20 protein-coding genes are annotated in these 24,259 nt (G+C 68.5%); 8 read left to right on the top strand and 12 right to left on the bottom strand.

Annotated features, from left to right (window positions below; translation table 11 throughout):
* Window positions 1-35: 35 nt before the first annotated feature.
* Window positions 36-845, bottom strand: a complete 810-nt coding sequence (locus WV31_RS22195) for a hypothetical protein (protein ID WP_168185814.1) — start codon at window positions 843-845, stop codon at window positions 36-38.
* A 143-nt stretch (window positions 846-988) separates the two neighbouring features.
* On the opposite strand from WV31_RS22195, the gene WV31_RS17360 reads away from it, so the two are divergent.
* Window positions 989-3,640 (top strand): bifunctional acetate--CoA ligase family protein/GNAT family N-acetyltransferase, encoded by a 2,652-nt coding sequence (locus WV31_RS17360; RefSeq protein ID WP_085374747.1) that lies wholly within the window; start codon window positions 989-991, stop codon window positions 3,638-3,640.
* 78 nt (window positions 3,641-3,718) lie between these two features.
* Here the strand turns inward: WV31_RS17360 and WV31_RS17355 are convergent, their stop codons facing one another.
* The 5 genes from WV31_RS17355 to WV31_RS17335 form a co-directional block, all read right to left on the bottom strand.
* The gene (locus WV31_RS17355; RefSeq protein ID WP_085374746.1) at window positions 3,719-5,146 is read right to left on the bottom strand and encodes a hypothetical protein; all 1,428 of its coding nucleotides are present in this window, start codon (window positions 5,144-5,146) and stop codon (window positions 3,719-3,721) included.
* Window positions 5,147-5,150: 4 nt separating this feature from the next.
* Window positions 5,151-6,530: a cysteine--tRNA ligase gene (gene cysS, locus WV31_RS17350; protein ID WP_085375637.1), complete on the bottom strand. Its 1,380-nt coding sequence runs from the start codon at window positions 6,528-6,530 to the stop codon at window positions 5,151-5,153.
* A 64-nt stretch (window positions 6,531-6,594) separates the two neighbouring features.
* Window positions 6,595-7,926 (bottom strand): glutamate--tRNA ligase, encoded by a 1,332-nt coding sequence (gltX, locus tag WV31_RS17345; RefSeq protein WP_085374745.1) that lies wholly within the window; start codon window positions 7,924-7,926, stop codon window positions 6,595-6,597.
* A gap of 133 nt (window positions 7,927-8,059) precedes the next feature.
* Window positions 8,060-9,715, bottom strand: a complete 1,656-nt coding sequence (locus WV31_RS17340; protein ID WP_085374744.1) for an NAD+ synthase — start codon at window positions 9,713-9,715, stop codon at window positions 8,060-8,062.
* A 59-nt stretch (window positions 9,716-9,774) separates the two neighbouring features.
* A complete protein-coding gene (locus WV31_RS17335; RefSeq protein WP_168185978.1) occupies window positions 9,775-10,920 on the bottom strand; it encodes a DUF3095 domain-containing protein in 1,146 nt (381 codons plus the stop codon).
* A gap of 99 nt (window positions 10,921-11,019) precedes the next feature.
* On the opposite strand from WV31_RS17335, the gene WV31_RS17330 reads away from it, so the two are divergent.
* The gene (locus WV31_RS17330) at window positions 11,020-11,835 is read left to right on the top strand and encodes a hypothetical protein (RefSeq protein WP_085374742.1); all 816 of its coding nucleotides are present in this window, start codon (window positions 11,020-11,022) and stop codon (window positions 11,833-11,835) included.
* Between the two features lie 96 nt (window positions 11,836-11,931).
* The gene (locus WV31_RS17325) at window positions 11,932-12,903 is read left to right on the top strand and encodes a hypothetical protein (RefSeq protein WP_237051347.1); all 972 of its coding nucleotides are present in this window, start codon (window positions 11,932-11,934) and stop codon (window positions 12,901-12,903) included.
* A gap of 119 nt (window positions 12,904-13,022) precedes the next feature.
* Here the strand turns inward: WV31_RS17325 and WV31_RS17320 are convergent, their stop codons facing one another.
* On the bottom strand, window positions 13,023-13,583 hold the full coding sequence (locus WV31_RS17320; RefSeq protein ID WP_085374740.1) for a gamma-glutamylcyclotransferase: 561 nt from the start codon (window positions 13,581-13,583) through the stop codon (window positions 13,023-13,025).
* A 56-nt stretch (window positions 13,584-13,639) separates the two neighbouring features.
* On the opposite strand from WV31_RS17320, the gene bluB reads away from it, so the two are divergent.
* On the top strand, window positions 13,640-14,386 hold the full coding sequence (gene bluB, locus WV31_RS17315; RefSeq protein WP_085374739.1) for a 5,6-dimethylbenzimidazole synthase: 747 nt from the start codon (window positions 13,640-13,642) through the stop codon (window positions 14,384-14,386).
* On the opposite strand, the gene WV31_RS17310 is transcribed toward bluB, so the two are convergent.
* Window positions 14,387-15,991, bottom strand: coding sequence for a sensor histidine kinase (locus WV31_RS17310; RefSeq protein WP_085374738.1), 1,605 nt, complete (start codon window positions 15,989-15,991; stop codon window positions 14,387-14,389). It abuts the gene before it with no gap.
* Between the two features lie 72 nt (window positions 15,992-16,063).
* Complete coding sequence (locus WV31_RS17305; protein WP_206072555.1) at window positions 16,064-16,705, bottom strand: class I SAM-dependent methyltransferase; 642 nt, start codon at window positions 16,703-16,705, stop codon at window positions 16,064-16,066.
* 103 nt (window positions 16,706-16,808) lie between these two features.
* Here WV31_RS17305 and WV31_RS17300 point away from each other — a divergent pair, with 103 nt between their 5' ends.
* The 4 genes from WV31_RS17300 (at window position 16,809) to WV31_RS17285 (ending at window position 21,374) form a co-directional block, all read left to right on the top strand.
* Window positions 16,809-18,197 carry a class II 3-deoxy-7-phosphoheptulonate synthase gene (locus WV31_RS17300; RefSeq protein WP_085374736.1) on the top strand — a complete coding sequence of 463 codons (1,389 nt, stop codon included), beginning with the start codon at window positions 16,809-16,811 and terminating at the stop codon, window positions 18,195-18,197.
* A 9-nt stretch (window positions 18,198-18,206) separates the two neighbouring features.
* The gene (locus WV31_RS17295; protein ID WP_085374735.1) at window positions 18,207-18,677 is read left to right on the top strand and encodes a MaoC family dehydratase; all 471 of its coding nucleotides are present in this window, start codon (window positions 18,207-18,209) and stop codon (window positions 18,675-18,677) included.
* Between the two features lie 93 nt (window positions 18,678-18,770).
* Entirely contained in the window at window positions 18,771-20,468 is a 1,698-nt protein-coding gene (locus WV31_RS17290; protein ID WP_085374734.1) for a methyl-accepting chemotaxis protein, read from the top strand.
* Between the two features lie 6 nt (window positions 20,469-20,474).
* Entirely contained in the window at window positions 20,475-21,374 is a 900-nt protein-coding gene (locus WV31_RS17285) for a dienelactone hydrolase family protein (protein ID WP_085374733.1), read from the top strand.
* A 3-nt stretch (window positions 21,375-21,377) separates the two neighbouring features.
* Here WV31_RS17285 and plsY read toward each other — a convergent pair whose 3' ends face one another.
* From plsY to WV31_RS17270, 3 genes are read right to left on the bottom strand one after another with little or no spacing between them, the layout of a single operon-like run.
* Entirely contained in the window at window positions 21,378-21,983 is a 606-nt protein-coding gene (gene plsY / locus WV31_RS17280; RefSeq protein WP_085374732.1) for a glycerol-3-phosphate 1-O-acyltransferase PlsY, read from the bottom strand.
* A complete protein-coding gene (locus WV31_RS17275) occupies window positions 21,976-23,286 on the bottom strand; it encodes a dihydroorotase (RefSeq protein ID WP_085374731.1) in 1,311 nt (436 codons plus the stop codon). Before WV31_RS17275 ends, plsY begins: the two co-directional genes overlap by 8 nt.
* Window positions 23,286-24,239 (bottom strand): aspartate carbamoyltransferase catalytic subunit, encoded by a 954-nt coding sequence (locus WV31_RS17270; protein WP_085374730.1) that lies wholly within the window; start codon window positions 24,237-24,239, stop codon window positions 23,286-23,288. Before WV31_RS17270 ends, WV31_RS17275 begins: the two co-directional genes overlap by 1 nt.
* Between the last annotated feature and the right edge of the window lie 20 nt (window positions 24,240-24,259).

Raw genomic sequence — 24,259 nt, 5'->3', positions numbered from 1 at the left:
GTGCGCGACATGCGCACGGGCAATGGGATTGGCCGTCAGCCCACCGACTTCAGACCCATGACGATCTTGTCCAGGCCCCGGAAGGCGGCGGCCAGCTCCACGTGGGCTTCGCGCATGGTGCCGGCGTCGGGACAGGGATGGCCGCCGATGCGGTTGGCCTGCAGCATGCGCAGGCCGGCGGCCAGGGACTGGCCCTTGATGAACTTGGCCACATGGTGGACGGCGGCGTAATGCACCGCCAGATGCCCTGCCAGGCGTTCGGGCAACAGATAAAGCGAGGCCTGAACCGCCCGCCAGCCGTAATCCAGATCGGCCAGGGCGACGACGGCGGAGACGAAGGACACGCCGGCCTCGGCATTGGGCGGCACCGGCACCGCCTCGAAGGCCTGGATGCGGGCCTCCAGCTCGATGACCAGGGTGGCGGCGGCGGATTTGCGGCGGACGGCCTCGTCCCGGCGGCGGCCGGCATTGGCGGTAATGATGCCCACCAACCCGGCCACCAGGGCGCCGACGGCGATCATCAGCGCCGCGATCCCCGCCTGGAGCAGCAGGGGAAGCGGGCCGTTCTCGGCCTGGGCCGGAATGGCGGGCGGCGCGGGCGGAGGCGGCGGAGGCGCCGTCACGGCGACGGGCGGCGGCGGTGCGGCCGGTGCGGGGGCCGCGACGGGGGCCGGAGCCTCGGCGCCGGGCAGCGGGCGCACCGCCTGGAAGCCGGGAGTCTCCTCGGCCGGAGCCAGGGGGGCGGGCGGCAGCGTCTGGACCAGCGGCGTGGGTGCGGACCCCTCGTCGGCCGCCAGGACGGGGGCGGCGCAGGCGAGCGAAACGACCAAGGCGGCGACAGCCATTCTGAACATCTGGACACAATCCCGAATCGACGGCGAACCCCTTCGCGCCGCGCACCATAGACCAAGCGCGCTCCGCCGGGAAGATGGCTAAAAGCCCCACTTCTTCCTTGCTTTTTCGCGCCTGCGGCAGAAACTCGTCAGCTATGAGCATTCACAACCTTTCCTTCCTGTTCGAGCCCACCTCGGTGGCGGTGATCGGGGCCTCGGACCGTCCGCGCTCGGCGGGCGCCGTGGTGATGCGCAATCTGCTGGCGGCGGGCTTCAAGGGCCCGATCATGCCGGTCCACCCCTCCCACCGGGCGGTGGCCGGCGTGCTGGCCTACCGCGACGTGGCCTCCATGCCGCTGACCCCCGACCTGGCGGTGCTGTGCACCCCGGGCGAGACGGTGCCCAAGCTGCTGGACGACCTGGGGCGGCGGGGAACCCGGGCGGCCATCATCATCGCCGGCGACGTGGACAAGGATGCGGTGCTGCAAGCGGCGCGCCCCTGGGGGTTGCGCATCCTGGGCGGCGGCGCGCTGGGGGTGCTGGTGCCGCGCATCCGCCTGGACGCCAGCTTCTCCCATGTGCCCGCCCTGCCGGGCAAGGTGGCCTTCGTGTCGCAGTCCGGCGCGCTGTCCACCGCCGTGCTGGACTGGGCCCGGCCGCGCGGCATCGGCTTCTCCCACTTCATCAGCCTGGGCGACGCCCTGGACATCGACTTCGCCGACGTCATGGATTATCTGGCCAACGACGACCAGACGCGGGCCATCCTGCTTTACATCGAATCCATCGGCGCCCGGCGCAACTTCATCCCCGCCGCCCGCGCCGCCGCCCGCAACAAGCCGGTGCTGCTGGTCCGCGCCGTGCCGGAGGCCGACGACCACCCCATCGGGCCGTTCCTGGCCGAATCCCTGGCCCGCCCCGAGGATTCCTTCGACGCCGCCATCCGCCGGGCCGGCGCGCTGCGCGTGCACGACATCGACGAGCTGTTCGGCGCGGTGGAGACCCTGGCGCGGGCCAAGCCCATGAAGGGCCAGCGTCTGGCCGTGCTGTCCAACGGCGGCGGCACCGCCATGATGGCGCTGGCCGAGATGGGCGGCCCCGGCGGCGGCCAGATGGCCCAGCTGTCCGAGGAAACGCTGCGCAAGCTCACCGCCCTGATGCCCCGCAACTGGAAGGGGGGCAATCCGGTGGACCTGGGCGTCGACGCCAACGGCAAACGCTACGCCGACATGGCCCGGGTGCTGATCGAGGCCGAGGAGGTGGACGCCACCCTGGTGATCCACGCCCCCAACGCCATGGCCGACGGGCTGGAGGCCGCCCAGGCGGTGATCGACACCCAGAAGCGCCATGGCGGCGCGGTGCTGACCTCCTGGGTCGGCGAGGAGGCGGCGGCGCCCGCCCGCAAGCTGTTCGGCGAGGCGGCGCTGCCCACCTACGACACCCCGGGCCGGGCGGTGCGCGCCTTCCGCCATCTGGTCAATTACCAGCGCAACCAGGACATGCTGCTGGAAACGCCGCCATCGCTGATCGAAGGCTTCGCCGCCGCCAAGGGCACGGCGCGGCTGATCGTGGCGCGCGGCCTGGCCGACGCGGACGGCAACCTCACCGAGCCCGACGCCAAGGCCCTGCTGTCGGCCTACGGCATCGCCACCCAGGACACCCGCCTGGCCGCCACCATCGACGGCGCGGTCGAAGCCGCCGATCAGGTGGGCTATCCCGTGGCGCTGACCATCGCGTCCCCCGACGTGGCCCGCAAGTGGGACGTGGGCGGCGTGGCATTGAACCTGGAAGACGCGGCGGCCGTGCGCTCGGCGGCCGAGGGCATCATGCGCCGCGTGGCGGAAACCCGCCCCGAAATCCGCGTCGACGGCTTCACCATCCAGCGCATGGCGTTTCGCCCCAACGCCCGCCAGCTGATCGTCGGCGTGGCCTGCGACCCGCTGTTCGGCCCCGTCCTGGTGTTCGGCGAGGGCGGCCGGGCGGTGGAGGTGGTCCGCGACCACACCGTCGGCCTGCCCCCCGTCAACCTGCCGCTCGCCCGCGGCATGATCGGCCGGACCAGGGTGTCGCGGCTGCTCCAGGCCCACGGGCGCCGCCCCGCCGTCGATCTCGACGCGGTGGCCGAGGTGCTGGTGCGGGTGTCGCGCATGCTGGCCGACAATCCCGAGATCGTCGCCTGCGACATCAACCCGCTGTTCGCCGACGAGAACGGCGCCCTGGCGGTGGACGCCCGCATCCGGGTGGCCCCCTGGGAGGACACCGACCTTCGGCACTTCTCCATCCTGCCCTATCCGGCCGAGCTGGAGGAGACGGCCCGCCTGCACGACGGGTCGTCCGTCACGCTTCGCCCCATCCGGCCCGAGGACACCGTCGCCCATTCCGAGATGATGGGCCGCATGACGCCCCAGGACCTGCGCCTGCGCTTCTTCGGCCAGGTGCGCCAGATCCACCATCACCAGATGGCGCGACTCACCCAGATCGATTACGAGCGCGAGATGGCCTTCATCGCCACCCGCACCAACAAGGACGGCATCCCCGAGACCCTGGGCGTGGTGCGCACCGTCACCGATCCCGACAACCGCCGCGCCGAGCTGGCGGTGCTGGTGCGCTCGGACATGAAGGGCACCGGCCTGGGCTCCATGCTGATGGACAAGATCGTCCGCTATCAGCGTGGCCGGGGCACCAAGGCCATCTATGCCCAGATCATGATCGAGAACGACGCCATGATCCGCCTGGCCGCCAAGGCCGGGTTCCTGAAACAGGCGGCGGAAGATCCCGACGTGGTCGAGATGGTGCTGGAGCTGGCCTGATTGTCACCCTGAGGTGAAGCCGAAGGGTCTTTCAGGCCAGAGGACAGACGTTTCGGGCTGAAAGATCCTTCGCTCCGCTCAGGATGACACATTCTTGCCCCGGGCCGCCTCGACCGCCAGCGCCTCGTTCTCCATGCGGATGGCGATCCGGCGCTGGCCGGCGAAGCGCTGGTCCAGGCGGACCGCGCCGATGATGGCCGTGAACAGGGCCAGCCACACCACCCGGTTCTGGTAGCGGTCATGGGGATTGGACAGCGCGCCGCAGACGATGGCGTTGCCGATGATGGCCGCCACCACGATGATCGCCAGCCCGGTGGTGGTGCGGTCGCGCCGCTTCCAGGCCACCGCCAGCAGGATCGGAGTGAGCAGCTCCGCCCCCCAGTTGATGGGAATCTGGAAGGAATTCATGGCGAAGAAGTCGATGGGGGGACGCCGCTGCTGCCGGGCGAAGCGGAACTGCTTGAACTCGTCGGGATAGCGCCGCAACTGGGTCCGCACGAAGTGCCACGTCATGGGCACCAGATCCTCGCCGCTTTCGATGGAGTTCAGCTGTTCCCAGGTATTGGCCCATGCCGCCTGGAGAACCTCGGCGGGAAAGGTCCGGATGGCGCCCGAGACGATCTGGCTGGCCTCGTCGTGCATGGCGGTCCAGCCGCCCATCTCGTTGAACGGCGACGGCCCCCACAGGAACTCGTCGGCGGTACGCGGCAGCTCGTCCTTGTGCTCGCACATCTCCAGATCGGCCCCCTGGGGGCAGACCTCGTCCAGATACCTCTTGGCCATGCCGTTCTGGATGAACAGGGCCAGCTGCAGCACCTGGCCCGATTCCGAGAAGACGAACCGGCCCATGAGAAGCTGGTGGGTCAGCGGCACCAGCAGGATGCCGCCGACGATGGCCGCCACGGGGCAGAACATGCGCGGGCGCGGCATGCGCAGCATGAAGCGCGAACCCAGCCAGACCACGACCAGCACCAGCAGTAGCCCGGCGGCCACCGCCACGTGGCTCATGTGGACGCAGATGGAAATGGCGGTGATCACCATCAGGCAGAAGCGCCGCCAGGTCTGCAGCCCCTCGCCGAAGGCCAGCGTGGCGACGCCCAGGATGGCCACCCCGGCGAAGACGTCGGCCAGCACCTGGGACGACACCCAGGGCAGGCCGGTGAACAGCGCGAGCGCCAGCCCGACCCCTAAGAACACCATGTGGCGCCAGCGGCCGATGAAGCCCATCACCGCTTCGTGCAGCACCCAGGTGGTGAGGATGGCGTGGGCGAGCGGCACAGCCCACAGCGTGCCGAACGCCTTGGCGATGGTGCAGAACACGCCGTAGGTCATGATCCGCCAGATGATCGGCTGCAGCGAGAACGCCATCTCGACGTAATCCTCGCTGTCGAAATAGATCAGCGGATAGCCGTTCCACAGCGCCGGCGCCATCAGCAGGCCCACCACCAGTACGAAGGTCAGGGCGTGATACCCCAACTTCCAGCCGGTGAGCGGCACTCTGCTCATGGGATCAGGCCCGCTTCCAGGTGGTGGTGCCGGCGCCGTCCTCGAGCACCACGCCCTTGGCGGCCAGATCCTGGCGGATGCGGTCGGCCTCGGCGAAGTTCTTCGCCTTGCGGGCCTCGGTGCGGGCGATGATGGCCGCCTCGATCTCGGAATCGGAGGGGCCGCCGGCCGCGCCCGATCCTTTGAACCACGCCTCGGGGTCCTGGTAGAGCAGGCCGAGCATGTGGCCCGAGGCCAGCAGCGCCCCCTTCTTGCGGGCCCTGTCTTCCAGCCCGGTGGCCTTGTTCAGCGCGCCGGCCAGTTCATGCAGGTGGGCGATGGCCAGGGGCGTATTGAGGTCGTCTTTCAGCGCCGCCAGCACTTCCAGCGGCGCGTCCTGCTCATAACCGTTGGCATCCACGTCGGCGGCGCCCCTGAGCGCGGTGTACAGGCGGTCGAGGGTGGCCTTGGCCTGCTTCAATCCCTCCGCCGTCCAGTCGAAGGGCTGGTGGTAGTGGGTGGTCAGCATGGCCAGGCGGATGGCTTCCCCCGGTGCCTGGTCCAGCAGGTCGCGCACGGTGAAGAAGTTGCCCAGCGACTTGGACATCTTCTCGCCTTCCACCATCAGCCAGCCGTTGTGCAGCCAGAAGCGGGCGAAGGGCTTGCCGTTGGCGCAGGTGCTCTGCGCGATCTCGTTCTCGTGGTGGGGGAAGACCAGGTCCTGGCCGCCACCGTGGATGTCGAAGGTCTCGCCCAGATGCTGCAGGCTCATGGCCGAGCACTCGATGTGCCAGCCGGGACGCCCACGGCCCCAGGGTGAGTCCCAGCCCGGCAGGTCGTCCGACGACGGCTTCCACAGCACGAAGTCGCCGGCGTCCTTCTTGTAGGGCGCCACCTCGACGCGGGCCCCGGCGATCATCTCGTCGGCGGAGCGGCGCGACAGCATGCCGTAATCGGCCATGGCGCCCACCGAGAACAGCACGTGGCCCTCGGCGGCATAGGCGTAGCCCTTTTCCATCAGGCGCTCGATCATGGCGATCATCTGGCCGATATGGGCGGTGGCGCGCGGCTCCACATCTGGCAACAGGCAGTTCAGCGCGCCGATGTCCTCGTGGAACATGGCGGTGGTGCGCTCGGTGATGGCCGAGATGGGCTCGCCGGTTTCCTTGGCCTTGGCATTGATCTTGTCGTCCACGTCGGTGATGTTGCGCACGTAGCGCACCGACGGATACATCTGCTTCAGCAGCCGGTACAGCACGTCGAAGACGATCACCGGCCGGGCGTTGCCGATATGGGCGCGGTCATAGACGGTGGGGCCGCACACATACATGCCCACATGGCCGGGAACCAGGGGTTCGAACACGTCCTTGGTGCGGGTCAGGGTGTTGTAGAGAACCAGCGGCACCGACAAAACTCCTATGGCGAATATGGATATTGCCGTGAAACACGGCCCAAGCCCGTGACGAACATCAAGCCGCCTGCCCCGACAGGCGGGAAACGGCGCGCCCGCGCCCGATCAGCGGCAACAGGGTCTTCAGCTCCGGCCCATTCTCGCGCCCGGTGAGCGCCAGACGCAAGGGGTGGAACAGGGCCTTGCCCTTGCGGCCCGTGGCCTGCTTCACGCTTTCCGTCCAGGCGCCCCAGGTGGACTGGTCCCAGGGCTCGGGCGGCAGCAATCCGGCGGCGGCGTTGGTGAAATCCGCATCCTCGATCACCGGGGCCAGGGCCTGGCGGCAGATGGCCCACCACTCGGCCGCGTCGGCCAGATGGTTGAGGTTGGGCCGCACCGCCAGCCAGAATTCCTCGTCGGCGCCATCGATTCCCAGCTTGTCCCGCACCTCGGCGAAGGATGCGGTGTGCATCAGGCGCGCGTCCAGGCGCTCCAGCTCGGCGGAATCGAATTTGGGCGTACCGCGTCCGAACTTGTTCCAGGCGAACTCGGCGGCCAGATCGGCCAGGGAATGGCGGATCTCGATGGCATCCGAGGTGCCCAGCTTGGCCAGCAGGGAATTGAGCGCCATGGGATGGATGCCGGTGGCGCGCAGATCCTTGAGCGAACCCGACCCCAGCCGCTTGGACAGCCCCTCGCCGCTCGCTCCCGTCAGCAGCGGCAGATGGGCGAAGGCGGGCGGCTTTGCCCCCAGGGCCTGGAACAGCTGGATCTGCGGCGCGGTGTTGGTGACGTGGTCCTCGCCCCGGATCACGTGGGTGATGCCGAACTCGATGTCGTCCACCACGCTGGGCAGGGTGTAGAGGAAGGAACCGTCGCCCCGGATCAGCACCGGGTCGGACAAATTGGCGCCGTGGTAATGGCTGGGGCCGCGCACGCAATCGTCCCAGCGCACCTCCTCGTGCTCCAGCTTGAAGCGCCAGTGGGGCTTGCGCCCTTCCGCCTCGAAGCGGGCGACCTCGTCGGGGGTGAGTTTCAGCGCGGCGCGGTCGTAGACGGGGGGCAGGCCGCGGCCCAGTTGCACCTTGCGCCGCAATTCCAGCTCGTCCGGCGTCTCGTAGCAGGCGTAAAGCCGCCCGGCGGCCTTGAGCCGCTCGGCGGCGGCGGCGTAAGCGCCCAGCCTTGCCGACTGGCGGGCCAAAAGGTCCCAGTCCAGGCCCAGCCACTTGAGATCGTCCTGAATGGCCTCGGCGAATTCGGGCCTGGAGCGCTCCAGATCGGTATCGTCGAGCCGCAGGATGAACCGGCCGCCGCCGGCGCGCGCGCACAGCAGGTTGAGCAGGGCGACGCGGGCATTGCCCACATGCAGCAACCCCGTGGGGCTGGGCGCGAAACGGACGATCACAGTCATCGGGCCACTCTCTCGGCTGTCATCCCGACGACCATCGGGAGGAGGGATCTCATCCTGGTCAGGCTTTTCAGAGCCGGCACCAAAACGACAGACGGAGATCCCTCGACTGCGCTCGGGATGACAGGAAGGAAACTCATATCAGCGACGTGAAGGCGTTGGTGATGGGATAGCGGCGGTCACGACCGAACGAGCGCGACGAGATCTTGACGCCGGGGGGCGCCTGGCGGCGCTTGTACTCGGCGCGGTCGAGCATGCGCCAGACCCGCTTGACCACCGCCTCGTCGAAGCCGGCGGCGGTGATCTCGGCGACGCTCTTCTCCTCCTCGATCATGGCTTCCAGCATGGCATCCAGCTCGTCATAGGGCGGCAGGGTGTCCTGGTCCTTCTGGTCGGGCTTGAGCTCGGCCGAGGGCGGCTTGGTGATCACCCGGTCGGGCATGACGCGGCCTTGCGGTCCCAGGCAGCCCGGCGGGCGGTGAAGGTTGCGCCAGGACGACAGCGCGAACACCGTGGTCTTGTAGACGTCCTTCAACACCGCGTAGCCGCCGCACATGTCGCCGTAAAGGGTGGCGTAGCCGCAAGACATCTCGCTCTTGTTGCCGGTGGACAGCACCATGGGGCCGAACTTGTTGGAAATGCCCATCAGGGTGAGGCCGCGCGAGCGCGACTGCAGGTTCTCTTCCGTGATGTCGGAGCCCTTGCCCACGAACAGCGGCGCCAGCATCTGGTCGAAGGCGGCCATGGCCGGGCCGATAGTGACGGTATCCAGGCGCACGCCCAGCAGACGGGCGCATTCGGCGGCATCCTCCAGGCTTTCGGCCGAGGTATAGGGCGAGGGCATCATCACGCACCACACCTTGTCGGGGCCCAGCGCGTCGGCGGCGATGGCCGCGCAGATGGCGCTGTCGATGCCGCCCGACAGGCCCAGCACCACGCCGGGAAAGCGATTCTTGCCCACGTAATCGCGCAGGCCGGTGACCAGCGCCTGATAGACGCCCTCCAGGCGCGAGGCGGGCGGGGCCTTGGGGCCTTCGCAGCGCCAGCCGCTGGGCTCGCGCGTCCAATTGGTGAGCGCCACCTCGCTCTGCCAGGGGGCCAGGGAGGCGGCGGCCTTGCCGTCGCCGTTCAAGACGAAGGAGGCGCCGTCGAACACCAGTTCGTCCTGGCCGCCCACCTGATTGACGTAGACCAGGGGCAGGCCGGTTTCCTCCACCCGTCCGCGCGCGTGATCCAGGCGTTTGGTGGGCTTGTCCATCTCGAAGGGCGAGCCGTTGGGCACCACCAGGATTTCGGCGCCGCTCTCGCCCAGGGTTTCCGCCACGTCCTGATACCACATGTCCTCGCAGATCATGATGCCCAGGCGCACGCCCCGGAACGATACCGGGCCGGGAGCCGGGCCGGGCTGGAACACCCGGATCTCGTCGAACACCCCGTAATTGGGCAGGTGGTGCTTCAGCCGGGTGGCGGCGATGCGCCCGTGGTCGAGCAGCAGGGCGGCGTTATGAAGCTTGTCCTTGACCCGCCAGGGCGCGCCGATCAGCACGGCCGGGCCGGTGGCGGTCTCGGCGGCCAGCGCGTTCACCGCCGCCTCGCAGGCATCGAGAAAGGCGCCCTTCAGCACCAGATCCTCGGGCGGATAGCCGCAGATGGTCAACTCGCCGAACACGACCAGATCGGCCCCCAGTTCGGCGCCCTTGGCGCGGGCGGCGCGGATCAGGTCCAGATTGCCGGCGATGTCGCCGACCACGGGATTGATCTGGGCAAGGGCAATGGACAAGGTATCGGACATGAGGCGATGCGGCCCAGGTGAACAATATCTAGGCACACTAGGGAGCGGATTCGGCCCTGTCAACGCACCGCTGCCGCCGCCTTCAACCGTTTCGCCGCCACGGTGTAGCCGCCGTCGCCGCCGTCCATGAAGTGGACGTGGCGCCCCTCGGCGGCGTTGCCCACCAGGCAGGTCATCAGCGCCCGATCGGAAACATGGAAGCCGAAGCGCAGGTCCCCCGCCGCCTCGCGCTCCTCCAGATAGGACCGCAGATCCGCGACCCTGTCCGACGGGCAGTCGAACACCACCGCCAGGGTGTCGTCATGCTTGACGAAGGCGGTGTTGGTGGCGGCCTCCTCGCGGTAGCGCACCGGGTCGAAACCGCCCAGCGAAACGCCGAACACATACATCAGCTTGACCAGCAAGGTCTGGCCCGCCACCTCCAGCCAGCGGCGCCACACGCCGCCCCGGCCTCGGCCCAGGCGGGCCTCGATCATGGTTCCCTCGCCCGGCCAGCCGGGATTGAGGTTTTCCGGCGAGGCGACCCGCAGACCGCTCTCGACGCTGTCGGACAGACGGCACAGATCGCGGTACAGGCGGCAATGGTCCTTGTCGCCCACCACCAGCAGGGCGATCACCGCGCCGCGCTGCGAGACCAGGGGCTCCCAGCGGCAGGACAGGCCGGTGAGGTCCGGGGGCTCGCCGTCGTCCAGCTCATCGGGAACCCGGCACAGACGGGCGAGATCGGGGTCGCCGCGCTCCTTGACCGCCAGTTCCAGCATGTCCATGCCGCCGCCGGCGAACATGCCGAAGGGATTGCCGGGCGAGGGCTCGTAGCGCCCCACCAGCACCGTGCCGCCCGCCCGGGTGATGGCCGCCACCGGCGCCGCCCCCACCCGGAGCGACAGGCCGAATTCGCGCATCGCGAAGCCGCGGGCGCGGGCCAGCTCAACCAAGGCCTTGCCGGCATGATTGGGCGGCACCAGGGCCATGGCGCCGTCGCCGCCGAACTGGAACGGCAGGTCGGCGGGGGCGCAGAGATTGCGCAGCGCCGCGATGGCCGAGGCACCGACGAAGTTCACCGTCTTCTGCCGCCCCTTCTCCACCGCCTCGGTCGACCCCTGGACGTCGGTGGACACCGCCAGCCAGTCGGGCGGCGCCGTCCGGTAATAGTCGGCCTCGAAGACGTTGGTCACGCTGGTCATGGATTTGAGCATCTCGAACATGGCACGGCGCTCCCGACATCGAGCCGCCATTTGACCACCTTGGCGGCCGAAGTGCGAGAGCGGGTTCACTGTCGGAGGCCGCCGCGCTATGGTTCATCCATGGTCACCCGCACGCCGCCGACGCCCCCGCCCCCGCCCGCCGCCGCCGGCCCGCAATGCTGCCGGAGTGTGGGCTCGACCATGATCGGCCACTTCGCCACGCGGCTCGAGGTGGAGGCGGCCAAGGCGGGCGGCAGCCTGACCGCGCTCCAGATCCGCGCCGTGGCCCAGCATTTCATCGAGTCCGAGCAATCCCGGTTCAAGGCCTTCTACCAGCGGGCCTGGGACGACTGCACCCGCGAGCGCGAGGCCCTGCGCTGGGAAGGCGAGCGCGACCAGCCGTTCGAACGCATCCTGATGCGCCGCTTCGCCCATCTGTTCCCGCCCCGAAGCGGCGACGAGGGCGGCGAAGGCATCCTGTCGCGCCGGATGATCCCCGGCTTTCACATGGCCATGGACAAGATCATCGGCCCCACCCTGTTCGAGGAATGCCGCCGCCGCTCGGCGGCGCTGGTGGAACGCCACGCCACCGCCACGGGACAGCACGACTGGCGGGCCGTCCATGCCGATCCCGACGCGATCCGGCTGATCGACGACGTGCTGATGGTGGTGGCCCAATCCTTCGCCGATTTCAAGAAGCGCCGCGCCTGGTTCATGGATCTGGTCAACACCCGCCTCGGCCCGGCCAAGGCCGGTGCCCGCGACGAGCACTGGCGGCTGGGCGAGAGCGCCTTCGCCGCCCTGATGCGCGCCCTGTTCGCCGATCTGGGGGCCCGCGCCCACGCCGACCCCGCGGAAATCAAGGCCATATGGGGCGAGAAAGCCCATGACGCGCTTTGCCGCTTCATCCTGCAGCTTGAACGTCCCATGGCGTAACCATGGAGCCGCCCTTCAGGGGTTGCAAAATAACATCTTTTCCTCCGATGATTGTTTATGCATTCTCCGCCCGCACCAGTGGAGACGCGTGCCGCCATGGCCATCATGGTTCCAGGAGTCGATGCCCCATTCAGCGGACGCCGCCAGGACGCCTGGCAGCGGGTCTGGACGGCGTTGCGCGACCAGCTGCCGGACGATCACACGGTGTTCACCTGCGCCTCCCACGCCGGCCAGCCGTGCCCCGATCTCGTGGTGCTTGGTCCCCAGGGGCTTGTTCACATGGCCGTCACGGCGGGGATTCTGGACGTCCTGGCCCCGCCGGGAGAGGGCGTGGCCTGGACCCATCGCGGCGGCGACGGCTATTTCATCGGTGAATTCCGTGCCGACGCCCTGGCCCGCGCCGCCGAAATTCTCGAACGCCGCCTGCTGACCATGCTGCCGTCGGGCCATCGTCGCCAGCCCGGCCAGTTCGGGCGCGGGTTGCTGCACGTCCTGCCCGACACGCCGCCCGCCCACACGCCGGGCATCGACCTGGCCTCGGCCGAGCGCCGGGTGCTGATCAACGCCGATCTCGGCCGCCTGGGCGAGTGGGTGGGACGGGCCATGGGGGACAGCCCCGCCGCGCCGGAAATGGCCGACGACCTGCGCCGCGAACTGGTGGCGGCCCTTTCGGCCCTGGCACAGCCGGTCGGCCAAAGGCGGAACCGCCTGGTGCGGCGCGGCGGCGCGGCCATTGCCGCCGCCCTGGCCGCCACCGTGGTTCTCGCCCTGATCTCCGACCGGGTCGGATCGGGCCCCAGCCTGCCCAGGGGCCAGGAAAGAAACGTTCAGGACCGGCGGGCCGCCTTCTCCTTTCCCGACTTCATCCCGGTCAGGGCCGAATGGGCGGTGAAAAACGCCATCGAGGTGGCCTGGGACAATCCCGACCGGCCGGTGCAATGGCGTCACGGCAATCTGGGCGGCAGCGTGCGCCAGCTTCCCCGCGACGACCGGCCCTGCCGCGCCTTCCGCATCAATCTCGACCTGGGCGACATGGTGCAGTCGGAAGACCGGCGCTACTGCCGCTGATCCGCCTCATACCAAGTCCGAATGATCAATTCGGACTTGGCATCCTGCGCCCATTGCGGGCGCGGATGCGCCCGCCCGGCGAGGGCTTTTGAAACCGAATGAATCATTCGGCTTCCGTATCAAATACCCGCGCCGGCTTCGATGATGCCGGTCTGGCGTTCCACCTCGACCAGCAAGGCGTGGAGCTCGGCCTCGGCGAAGCCGTCGCTTTCCAACTGACGGATGGTGTTGATCAGATAGTCGCGGTTCAGCCCACCCTGGCCCTCGGCGTCCATGATGATGGCCGCCGCCTGTTCCAGCGGCAATTGCCCGGCATAATGATGATGGGCGGTATCGGCGACGAAGGTATAGGCCTCGACCACGCGACCATCGTCACAGAGGACCGGCAGATAGCGTGCCACATAGGCGTATCCGACCAGTTCGCGTTCGTTGAGGTAATCGATCACATCCGCCGCCCGCGCTCTGTCCACCCGGAAGGCCAGGCCCCGGCACGAGCCGCCCTCGTCCAGGCCCAGCACCAGACCGGGCCGTTCCGGCGTGCCGCGCCAATGGCGGGAATAGACGCAGAAATCCCGGTGCCAGCCATCGAGGCGGGCCCGGCAGGTTTCATCCGATTCGAAGCCCGGCCGCCACATCAGCGAGCCGTAGCCGAATACCCAGAGATCGCAATCCTTGGTCATGGAAGGATAGTGACGCTACAGTGACCCCCGACGGGGGCGAAAAAAGGAAGCGCAGAATGACAGATCGGGCCGCCGCCATCCAGGGCGACGACACACTGACCGAAGCCGACCGCCAGGGTCTCTACCGGGTCCTGCTGTCGCGGCGCGACGTGCGCGGCCAGTTCCTGCCCGATCCCATCCCCGACGAGGTGCTGGCCCGGGTACTGACCGCCGCCCATTACGCGCCCTCGGTGGGCTTCATGCAGCCCTGGAGCTTCATCCTGGTGCGCTCGCCCGAGGTCAGGGGCCGCATCCGGCAAGCCTTCGCCAAGGCCAACGACGAAGCGGCCGAGATGTTCGAGGGCGAGGCGCGGGCCACCTACCGCTCGCTCAAGCTGGAAGGCATCCTGGAATCGCCCATCAACATCTGCGTCACCTGCGACCGCGACCGGGTGGGCCCGGTGGTGCTGGGCCGCACCCACATTCCCACCATGGACCTCTACTCCACCGTCTGCGCCGTGGAGAACCTGTGGCTGGCGGCCCGCGCCGAGGGGTTGGGCCTGGGCTGGGTCTCCATCATCTCGGAACCGGCGCTGAAGGACATCCTGGGCCTGCCTGAGCGCGTGGTGCCGGTGGCCTATCTCTGCCTGGGGCGCGTCAGCCACTTCTTCGCCCAGCCCGAGCTGGAGTCCAAAGGCTGGCGCAAACGGCTGCCCCTGGCCGATCTGGTCACCCTGGATCGCTGGGAGGGAGAGCGGGACGAGGCGCTGGGCGCCGAACTGGCCAAGGCGCAGGCGCGCGCCGAGGGCGGCGCCCCCATGTAGTCAGGCGCCCTGCAGGGTGAAATGGATGGTGGTGCCGCGCCCCGGCTCCGAGTCCAGCCAGATCTTGCCGCCGGACCGCTCGACGATGCGCCGGCACAGCGTCAATCCGATCCCGGTTCCCTCGGTCACGGCCGTGGGATCGAGGCGCTGAAACAGCTCGAACACCTTGTCGTGGTATTGGGACTCGATGCCGATGCCGTTATCGGCGACGGCAAAGTGCCAGAAGCCGTCGGCCATGGGCTCGGCGGCGACCGAGATCCGTGGCGCGCGTTCGGTGGAACGGTACTTGATGCCGTTGCCCACCAGGTTCTGGAACAGGCTGACGAGGTGGGATTGCAGCGTGATCACCTCGGGCAGAGAGCCGACTCGGACCTCGACATCGGCCATGTCCATGTCCTGGCGCAGGTTGTCCAGCGCCTGGGCCATGGCCTCGGCGGCCGAACAGCGCTCCAGGACGACGGTCTGGCGCGACGCCCGCGAGTAATCCAGCAGATCGAGAATCAGCTGGTTCATCTTCTTGGTGTTGGCGACGATGAAGGCGATGAAATCGTCGGCGTCGGCATCCAGCCGCCCCTTGTAGCGGCGCTCCATCAGCTGGGTATAGCTGACGATGTTGCGCAAGGGCGTCTGCAGGTCGTGGGACGCCACATAGGCGAACTGCTCCAGATCGGCGTTCGATCGCTCCAGCGCCTTGTTCTTGTCCTCCAGTTCCGCCGTGGTTCGGGCGCGTTCGGCCTCCAGGGCGCCGAGCTTCACCGCCATGCGGTCCAGCCCGGCCAGCACGCTGCCGCCATCGCCAGGGGCGCGGCCGTCCGGGACCGTGAAATCGCCCTGGCCGATCCGGGTGATCCTCTCATGGACCTCGGGCACCGAACCGCCCAGGATGGCGCGGGCCTCGGCGTAGGTGAGCCACAGCAGGGCCCCCACCGCCACGGTGAAGGCCATGAACACCAGACGCAGGACGAAGGCGATGGTCTCGGCGCGCTGAACCGCGGCCAGCGTCCGCCGCTCCACCAGATCATTGAACTCCCGGATGGGAGCCATGATCGCGTCCTTGGCCCGGTGATAGTCCTGGTCATGGAGCATCCGCACGGCCCGCAGGCGGGCCTCCGGCTCGGCTTCCACCAGCCGCATGGCCTCGAATTCCCGTGCGGTCAGGGCGTCGGAGCGGGACTTGGCGGCGCTCAGGCGCTGGAACTCCTCGTCGGTGAAGCCTGCCCGGCGCATGAGGTCCAGAAGCGCAACCCCCTTCCCCTCCTCGGGACGGGTGAAGCCGGGCAGGCCCGGCTCCAGGTGCCAGTAGAAATTGTCGTAGTTTTCCGGCCGCCGCTTCAGTCCGTCGCGGATGTCGAGAATATCCTGGAACGAGTGCTTGAACGCCTCGTCGCCGGTGGCGACATAGCTCCGCACCATCCGGGTCAGATCGTCGGAGGACTGGCGCAGCTGGTCGGCCAGGCGAAAGGACAGCTGACGCTGCTCGTTGGCGCGGTCGATCTGCTTTTCCCAATAGACGTAGACGGCGAAGGACAGCACGAAGGCGACGAACAGCAGGCCGGTCTGCCAGACCCTCTGGGAAAGCCCCTGCCCTCCGCCCTTCCCCCGCATTGCCTGGCCCCCGGAACGCCCACCGTCGCCCTACCATAGGGCATGTCGCGCGGGACGAGAAGTCCGGCCGCCTTACGAAACCCTGACGAACCGGCACCACTGGAATTTCTGCACCTTGCCGCCCGGCGTCAGGTGGTCCTGGCGCATCTCCTCCACCAGCCGGAAGTCCGGCCCCAGCAGCGCCGACAGGCTGGCGCAATCGTGGCGGCACACCGGCAGGCCCGAACACATTTGCGGCCCGTCGGGGGCAAAGGTGGCGAGGATCACCGTAGCCTCGGGGCCCAGCGCCCGCTTCATCACCTCCACATAGCGGGCCTGATCGGCCGGCTGGTCGAGGAAATGCAGCACCGCGCGGTCATGCCACAGGTCGAACAGGCCGGGCACCGGCCGCCAGTCCAGCACGCCGGATTCGATCCAGGTGACGTCGTCGCCCATGGGCCCCAGGCGCTCCGCCGCGATCCGCAACGCCGCCTCGGCGATGTCGAGCACCGCCACGTGCACGTAGCCCAAGTCCAGCAGACGGTCCACCAGCACCGAGGCGCCGCCGCCCACATCGATGATGGCCGCGTCCTTGCGCAAGCCGGCCGCCCGGATCATGGCCAGGGAGGGGGCCGGGTCATCCTGGTGCCAGGAGACCTCTTCCGGCTGCTTGGTGGTCCAGACATTCTGCCAGTGGGTGGCGGCGCCGCTCATTTCGATCCTCGGATTTTTCATGGCCGTATCCCGTCGTCCGGGCTGGAAATATAGCCGCTAGCGTCGTATAGAGAACGGCTTTTTCAGTTTCGCAAGGCGCGGAACGCCAGGAGATTGAAGTCCCATGTCCGAGAATTGGTCGCCGGAAAGCTGGCGCGCGAAGCCGATCCACCAGGTCCCCACCTATCCCGACGCCGACAAGCTGGCCGAGGTCGAGGAGCGCTTGCGCAACTTTCCGCCGCTGGTCTTCGCGGGCGAGGCGCGGCGCCTGAAGGCGTCGCTGGCCGACGTGGCCGACGGCAAGGCCTTCCTGCTGCAGGGCGGCGATTGCGCCGAAAGCTTCGCCGAATTCCACGCCAACAACATCCGCGACACCTTCCGGGTTCTGCTGCAGATGGCGGTGGTGCTGACCTATGGCGCCGCCATGCCGGTGGTCAAGGTGGGCCGCATGGCCGGCCAGTTCGCCAAGCCCCGCTCGGCCGATACCGAGACCATCGACGGCGTGACCCTGCCCAGCTATCGCGGCGACAACGTCAACGGCAGCGAGTTCACCGCCGAAGCCCGCGTCCCCGACCCCGAGCGCATGATCCGCGCCTACAACCAGTCGGCCGCCACCCTGAACCTGCTGCGCGCCTTCGCCCAGGGCGGCTATGCCGACCTGCACAAGGTGCACCAGTGGACGCTGGGCTGCGTCGCCGGCACGCTGCAGGCCGCCCGCTACCAGGACCTGTGCGACCGCCTGGACGAGACCCTGGCCTTCATGGAGGCCTGCGGCATGACCAGCGAGACCACGCCCCAACTGCGCGAAACCGATTTCTTCACCAGCCACGAAGCCCTGCTGATGCCCTACGAGCAGGCGCTGACCCGCATCGATTCCACCACCGGCGACTGGTACGACTGTTCCGCCCACATGCTGTGGATCGGCGAGCGCACCCGCCAGCTGGACGCCGGCCACGTGGAATTCCTCAGGGGCGTCCAGAACCCGCTGGGCTTCAAGGCCGGCCCCGGCATGAGCGCCGACGACCTGCTGCGCCTGATCGACCGCCTCAATCCCGAGAACGAATCGGGCCGCATCACCGTGATCACCCGCATGGGCGCCGAGAAGGTGGAACAGGTCCTGCCCGGCCTGATCCGCGCGGTCGAGCGCGAAGGCCGCAAGGTGGTGTGGTCGTGCGATCCCATGCACGCCAACACCATCAAGGCGGCGGGCGGCTACAAGACCCGTCCGTTCGACGCCATCCTGGCCGAAGTGCGCGCCTTCTTCGCCGTGCACAAGGCCGAGGGCAGCCATGCCGGCGGCGTGCATTTCGAGATGACCGGCCAGGACGTCACCGAATGCCTGGGCGGCATGACCGGCGTGGCCGAGGAGGATCTGGGCGACCGCTACCAGACCGCCTGCGACCCCCGCCTCAACGCCACCCAGTCGCTGGAACTGGCCTTCCTGATCGCCGAGCAGCTGAAGGACGAGCGCGCCCTGCTGCGCGCCAAGAACCAGGCCAAGCGCAAGGGCTGAGACACCACGATGACCTTCGCCTCCCCCATCACCGACCGCTGGTTCGAGGATTACGTGCCCGGCGCCGTGCACGAATTCGGCTCCATCACGGTCGACGAGGACGAGGTCATCGCCTTTGCCAGGCGCTACGACCCCCAGGACTTCCACACCGACCCGGTGGCCGCCAGGGACACCGTCTTCGGCGGACTGATCGCCAGCGGCTGGCAGACCTGCGGCCTGATGATGCGGCTTTACGCCGACCATTACCTGACCAAATGCGCCAGCCTGGCCTCGCCCGGGGTGGACGAACTGCGCTGGGTGCGCCCGGTGCGGCCCGGCGACACCCTGTCGGTGCGGGTCACCATTCAGGACGCCGTCGCCTCCAAGTCCAAGCCCGACCGGGGCGTGGTGACCTCGTTCATCGAGGTTTTGAACCAGAAGAGTGAAATCGTTCTAAGTATGCGGGCGGTCAACATGATCGCCCGGCGCAATCCCGGCTGAGTAGCGTAACGGTTCATTACTGGAACTGACGTCCCAAGAGGAATACTCTTTCCTAAACGGCAGACATAAGCCGATTGGGGAGAGGAGGCTTTCATGGCCAAGGGATCGGGGATTCTACTTAAGCTGATGTCCACGGCAATACTGGCGCTGGTGGGCTTTGTCATTCTGTCGGCGGTGGCGCTCAGCCAGTTGCGGCAATCCATGCTGGACGACCGCATCGGCAAGGTGACGGCCCTGGCCGAAGTGGCGCGGGGCACCATCAAATCCTTTCACGACCGCGCCAAGGCGGGTGAGTTCGACGAGGCCACCGCCAAGGCCCAGGCCCTCGAGACGCTGCGCCCGCTGCGCTATCAGGGCGACGAATATTTCTTCATCTACGATTACGACGGCATCAACGTGCTGCACCCCACCCGCCCGGAGCGCGAGGGCAAGAACTTCATCGACAGCAAGGATGCCGACGGCAAGAACTACATCCGCGGCCTGATTTCCGGGGCCAAGGCGGGCAAGGGCGTGGAATTCTACAAGTTCCCCCGCCCCGGATCGGATGTTCCGGTTCCCAAGGTGTCGGTGACCATGGCCCACGCCCCGTGGAACTGGGTGGTGGGCACCGGCGTCTATATCGACGACATCGATACGGAGTTCCGCGCCGCCGCCATCGAGTTCTCGGCCATCGCGCTGGCCGTGGTGGTGATCGCCCTGGGGCTGGTCGGGCTGCTGGCCCGCAACATCGCCACGCCGATCCGGCATCTGGCCGACGTGACCCAGCGCCTGGCCCGCCAGGACTATTCCGCCCAGGTGGAACAGACCAGCCGCACCGACGAGATCGGTACCCTGGTGACCGCCATCGCCGTGCTGCGCGACGAAGCGGCCAGCGCAGCCGAGGCCCGCGCCGCCCAGCAGGAGAGCTACAAGGCCGCCAGCACCCAGCGCAAACAGGCCCGGCTGCAACTGGCCGACGACATCGAATCCTCCATCAAGCGGGTCACCGACGTGGTGGTCCAGGCGGTGGGCGAGATGGAAAGCGCCGCCAACATCGTCTCGGGCGCGGTGGGCGAGGCCGGGACCAAGGCCAACGCCGCCGCCGCCACCGCCGAGCAGGCGTCCGGCAACGTCGCCACCGTGGCGGCCGCCGCCGAGCAATTGTCCGCCTCCATCCACGAGATTTCCCGCCAGGTCCACGAATCCTCGGACACCTCGGGCAAGGCGGTGGCCGAGGCCGAGCGGACCAACGCCCTGGTGCGGGGCCTGGCCGAGGCCGCCGGCCATATCGGCGAGGTGGTGACCCTGATCAACGACATCGCCGCCCAGACCAACCTGCTGGCCTTGAACGCCACCATCGAGGCCGCCCGCGCCGGCGAGGCGGGAAAAGGTTTTGCCGTCGTCGCCAATGAGGTCAAGCATCTGGCCACCCAGACCGCCAAGGCCACCGAGGAGATCTCCACCCAGGTGGGCGCGGTCCAGGCCCGCACGAGCGAGGCGGTGGACGCCATCGCCGCCATCGCCGCCACCATCGGCCGCATCAACGAGATCGCCGGGGCCATCGCGGCCGCCGTCGAGGAGCAAGGCGCCGCCACCGCAGAAATCGCCCGCAACGTGCAGGAAGCCTCGGCCGGCACCCAGGAGGTTTCCTCCGTGCTGGGACAGCTGGCCTCGGCCACCGCCTCGGCGGGGACCAGCGCCGATTCCGTCCAGGGCATCGCCCGGCGGCTGACCGCCGAGGCGCAATCCCTGGACCGCGAGGTGCATCAGTTCATGGCCTCCATGCGCAAGGACAACGGAGCGGAAGGGTAATAAAGGATGATGAGAAACCTCCTCGCCGGCGCGCTGCTTTTCCTGAGCGGCGGCGCGGGCGCCGTGGAAATCCCCTCGGCGGGTGAATTGCAGGGGGCGGCCGCCCAGGCCCCCGACCTCACCTTTCCCGCCGAGGCCTCGGCCCTCGGGGCCGATGGGACGCCGCGCATGGCGGTCTTCAAGCCCGAAGGCCCCGGCCCCTTCCCCGCTTTGGTGCTGTTCCACCAGTGCGGCGGCCTGGGCCAGCAGAGCAAGCGCCCCAATGTCTCCATGCAGGACTGGGCCCGGCGCGGCGTGGAAAAGGGCTATGTGGTGCTGCTGATCGATGCCCTGGGGCCGCGCAATGTGGATACCGTCTGCATGGGGCCGAAGGGCGGCGTGGTCTTCGCCCGTGGGGTGCGCGACGCCTTCCAGGCCGCCCGCCACCTGCGGAGCCTGCCCTATGTGGATGCGAAGCGGGTCGGCCTGGCCGGCTGGTCATGGGGGGCCATGGTCGGCCTGATGGCGTCCAGGACGTCGTGGGCCGGTGCGTTGGGCGACGGCGAGAGCTTTCGGGCGATCGTCTCCATGTATCCCGGCTGCTTCACCATCAGGCCGCGCAACGGCCCGGCCTTCGACATCGCCGGACCGGACGTGGCGACCCCGCTCCTGGTGCTGATGGGCGGCGAGGACACCGAGACCCCGGCCAAGGACTGCCAGCCCGCCCTGGACTCCGCCAGGGCCGCCGGCGCGCCGGTGGACTGGCATCTCTATCCCGACGCCACCCATTGCTGGGATTGCCGCCAGCTGAACGGATTTTCCAAGACGGATATCCGGGGCAATGCGGTCATGTATCGCTACGACCACGGCACCACCGAGGATTCGGCGGCGCGGATGTTCGGCTTTCTCGACGCGGCGATGCGGTAGGGCTTATCCCTGGCCCGCGTCCTTCTTCTTGCCCCCGATTCGGGGTTCCTCGCCCCGGATCAGGCGGATGATGTTGGCCTTGTGGCGGTAAAAGCCCATCACCGCCAGACCGGCGGCCATCAGGGCGTATTCGGGTCCGGCGAGATAGAGGGCGAAGCCGGGCGAGGCCGCCAGGGCGATCAGCGCCGACAGGGACGAGATGCGGAAGATGGCGGCGCTCACCAGCCAGGTGGCGATGCAGGCCAGCCCCACCGGCCAGGCGGCGGCCAGCATGGTGCCGATGGTGGTGGCGACGCCCTTGCCGCCCTTGAAGCCCAGCCAGACGGGGAAATTGTGGCCCAGCACGGCGGCGAAGCCCGCCACCGGCACCAGATCCCGGCCCAGCAGGCCCCAGACCAGCCCCACGGCGATGGCCCCCTTGCCGCCGTCCAGCAGCAGAGTGGCGAGCGCGAGGCCCTTGCGGCCGGTGCGCAGCACGTTGGTGGCGCCGATATTGCCCGAGCCGATCTGGCGGATGTCGCCCAGGCCGGCCAGCCGGGTCAGCACCAGACCGAAGGGGATGGAGCCCAGCAGGTAGCCACCGATGGCCGCGGCGACCAGCTCAAGCATCGTGCTTGAACACCGTGCGGCCGTCGACGATGGTGCGCATCACCCTGCCCTGCACCGGGCGGTCGTCGAAGGGGGAGTTCTTGGACTTGGAATGGAACTTCTTGGCCTCGACCTTCCAGCCGCGATCAGGGTCGAACAGCACCAGATCGGCCGCCGCCCCCACCTTCAGCCGCCCGGCGGGCAGGCCCAGGATGGCGGACGGCGCGCAGGTCACCAGCTTCAGTGCCTGGATCAGGCTCATATGGCCGTTGTGGACGAGGTCCAGCGTCACCGGCAGCAGGGTTTCCAGCCCCACGCCGCCGAACTCGGCGATGGCGAAGGGCACCCGCTTGGAATCCTGGTCCTGGGGCGAATGGTCGGAAGCGACGGCATCGATGGTGCCGTCCCTCAAGCCCTCGACGATGGCCAGACGGTCGGCTTCGGCGCGCAGCGGCGGCGACAGCTTGGCGAAGGTGCGGTAATCCTTCACCGCCAGCTCGTTGAGGGCGAAATAGGGCGGGGCGGTGTCGCAGGTGACGGCCAATCCCTTGGCCTTGGCCTTGCGGATGATCTCGACGCCCTCGCCGGTGCTGACATGGGCGGCGTGGTAGCGGCCGCCGGTGACCTCCACCAGGCGCATGTCGCGCTCCAGCATGATGATCTCGGCCGCCGGCGAAATGCCGGCGAGGCCCATGCGGGTGGCCAGTTCGCCGTCGTTCATCATGCCGCCCTTGGCCAGCGACGGCTCTTCCGGGTGCTGGACGATCATCAGGCCGAAAGTGGCGGCGTAGGATAGCGCCCGGCGCATCACCTGGGCATCGCGCACGGCCAGCACGCCGTCGGTGAAGGCCAGGGCGCCGGCCTCGGCCAGCATGCCCATCTCGGCCAGTTCCTTGCCTTCCAGGTTCTTGGTGGCGGCGGCGTAGGGATAGACCTTGGCCAGCCCGATCTTGCGGGCGCGGCGCGCCACGAACTCCACCGAGGCCACGTCGTCGATCACCGGATCGGTGTTGGGCAGGCAGACCATGGAGGTGACGCCGCCGGCCACCGCCGCCTCGCCCGCCGATTTCAGGCTTTCCTTATGCTCCTCGCCCGGCTCGCGCAGCTGGACGCGCATGTCCACCAGGCCGGGGGCCAGGCACAGGCCATGGCAATCCACCACCTCCATGCCGGACGGCACGCCGCCCTGGAACAGGCCGGGCCCCACGTCGGCGATGGTCTCGCCGTTGGTCAGCAGGGCGCCCCTGGTATCCAGGCCGCTGGCGGGATCAAGCAGGCGGGCGTTGACATAGGCCACCAGGCCAGAGGAATTGCGGGCGGCCATCAGGCGGCTCCTCCAGAACGGGTCAGGTCGCGGGTCAGCATGTCGAGGCAGGCCATGCGCACCGCCACGCCCATCTCCACCTGGGCGCGGATCAGCGAGCGCTCCACGTCGTCGGCCACGTCGGAATCGATCTCGACGCCGCGGTTCATGGGGCCGGGATGCATGATCACCGCGTCGGGCTTGGCGATGGCAAGCTTCTCGCGGTCCAGGCCGAAGAAGTGGAAGTACTCGCGGATGGAGGGGATGAAATTGCCGCTCATGCGCTCGTTCTGGATGCGCAGCATCATGATCACGTCCACGTCGGCCAGACCCTTGCGCATGTCGTGGAACACCTCGACGCCCATGCGGTCGGCCGCCGTCGGCATCAGGGTGCGCGGGCCGATCAGGCGGACATTGGCGCCCATGGCGTTCAGCAGGTAGATGTTGGAGCGGGCCACGCGGGAATGGCGCACGTCGCCGCAGATGGCCACGGTCAGCCCCGACAGCTTGCCTTTCCGCCGCCGGATGGCCAGGGCGTCCAGCAGGGCCTGGGTCGGGTGCTCGTGGCTGCCGTCGCCGCCGTTGATCACCGCGCAATTGACCTTTTCCGACAAAAGCTTGACCGCGCCCGAATCCGGATGGCGCACCACCAGCACGTCCAGGTGCATGGCGTTGAGCGTCATGGCGGTGTCGATCAGGGTCTCGCCCTTCTGCACGCTCGAACCCGCCGATTGCATGTTGATGACGTCGGCGCCCAACCGCTTGCCCGCCAGCTCGAAGCTGGTGCGCGTGCGCGTCGAGTTCTCGTAGAACAGGTTGATGACGGTGCGGCCGCGCAGCAGGTTCTTGCGCTTGTCGGCCGAGCGGTTCTGTTCGACATAGCCCTCGGCCAGGTCGAGCAGGCTGGTGATCTCGCTCGGGGCCAGGCCCTGGATGCCGAGGAGATGGCGGTGCGGAAAGGCGGCGTTTGTCATGGTCCGCGAACTATAGGACT

The sequence above is a fragment of the Magnetospirillum sp. ME-1 genome (assembly GCF_002105535.1).
GTDB lineage: Bacteria > Pseudomonadota > Alphaproteobacteria > Rhodospirillales > Magnetospirillaceae > Phaeospirillum.
Note: the sequence above shows the minus strand (reverse complement) of the source record. Positions and strands in the feature narration are given on the sequence as shown.

Coding starts and splice junctions, on each gene's coding strand:
- WV31_RS17285 (WP_085374733.1), top strand. CDS start 20,475: ATGATGAGAAACCTCCTCGCCGGCGCGCTGCTTTTCCTGAGCGGCGGC.
- WV31_RS17305 (WP_206072555.1), bottom strand. CDS start 16,705: ATGAAAAATCCGAGGATCGAAATGAGCGGCGCCGCCACCCACTGGCAG.
- gltX (WP_085374745.1), bottom strand. CDS start 7,926: ATGACTGTGATCGTCCGTTTCGCGCCCAGCCCCACGGGGTTGCTGCAT.
- WV31_RS17340 (WP_085374744.1), bottom strand. CDS start 9,715: ATGTCCGATACCTTGTCCATTGCCCTTGCCCAGATCAATCCCGTGGTC.
- bluB (WP_085374739.1), top strand. CDS start 13,640: ATGACAGATCGGGCCGCCGCCATCCAGGGCGACGACACACTGACCGAA.
- WV31_RS17275 (WP_085374731.1), bottom strand. CDS start 23,286: ATGGCCGCCCGCAATTCCTCTGGCCTGGTGGCCTATGTCAACGCCCGC.
- WV31_RS17300 (WP_085374736.1), top strand. CDS start 16,809: ATGTCCGAGAATTGGTCGCCGGAAAGCTGGCGCGCGAAGCCGATCCAC.
- WV31_RS17360 (WP_085374747.1), top strand. CDS start 989: ATGAGCATTCACAACCTTTCCTTCCTGTTCGAGCCCACCTCGGTGGCG.
- WV31_RS17320 (WP_085374740.1), bottom strand. CDS start 13,583: ATGACCAAGGATTGCGATCTCTGGGTATTCGGCTACGGCTCGCTGATG.
- WV31_RS17325 (WP_237051347.1), top strand. CDS start 11,932: ATGGCCATCATGGTTCCAGGAGTCGATGCCCCATTCAGCGGACGCCGC.
- WV31_RS17290 (WP_085374734.1), top strand. CDS start 18,771: ATGGCCAAGGGATCGGGGATTCTACTTAAGCTGATGTCCACGGCAATA.
- WV31_RS17335 (WP_168185978.1), bottom strand. CDS start 10,920: ATGTTCGAGATGCTCAAATCCATGACCAGCGTGACCAACGTCTTCGAG.
- WV31_RS17355 (WP_085374746.1), bottom strand. CDS start 5,146: ATGAGCAGAGTGCCGCTCACCGGCTGGAAGTTGGGGTATCACGCCCTG.
- WV31_RS22195 (WP_168185814.1), bottom strand. CDS start 845: ATGGCTGTCGCCGCCTTGGTCGTTTCGCTCGCCTGCGCCGCCCCCGTC.
- WV31_RS17310 (WP_085374738.1), bottom strand. CDS start 15,991: ATGCGGGGGAAGGGCGGAGGGCAGGGGCTTTCCCAGAGGGTCTGGCAG.
- WV31_RS17270 (WP_085374730.1), bottom strand. CDS start 24,239: ATGACAAACGCCGCCTTTCCGCACCGCCATCTCCTCGGCATCCAGGGC.
- WV31_RS17295 (WP_085374735.1), top strand. CDS start 18,207: ATGACCTTCGCCTCCCCCATCACCGACCGCTGGTTCGAGGATTACGTG.
- WV31_RS17330 (WP_085374742.1), top strand. CDS start 11,020: ATGGTCACCCGCACGCCGCCGACGCCCCCGCCCCCGCCCGCCGCCGCC.
- plsY (WP_085374732.1), bottom strand. CDS start 21,983: ATGCTTGAGCTGGTCGCCGCGGCCATCGGTGGCTACCTGCTGGGCTCC.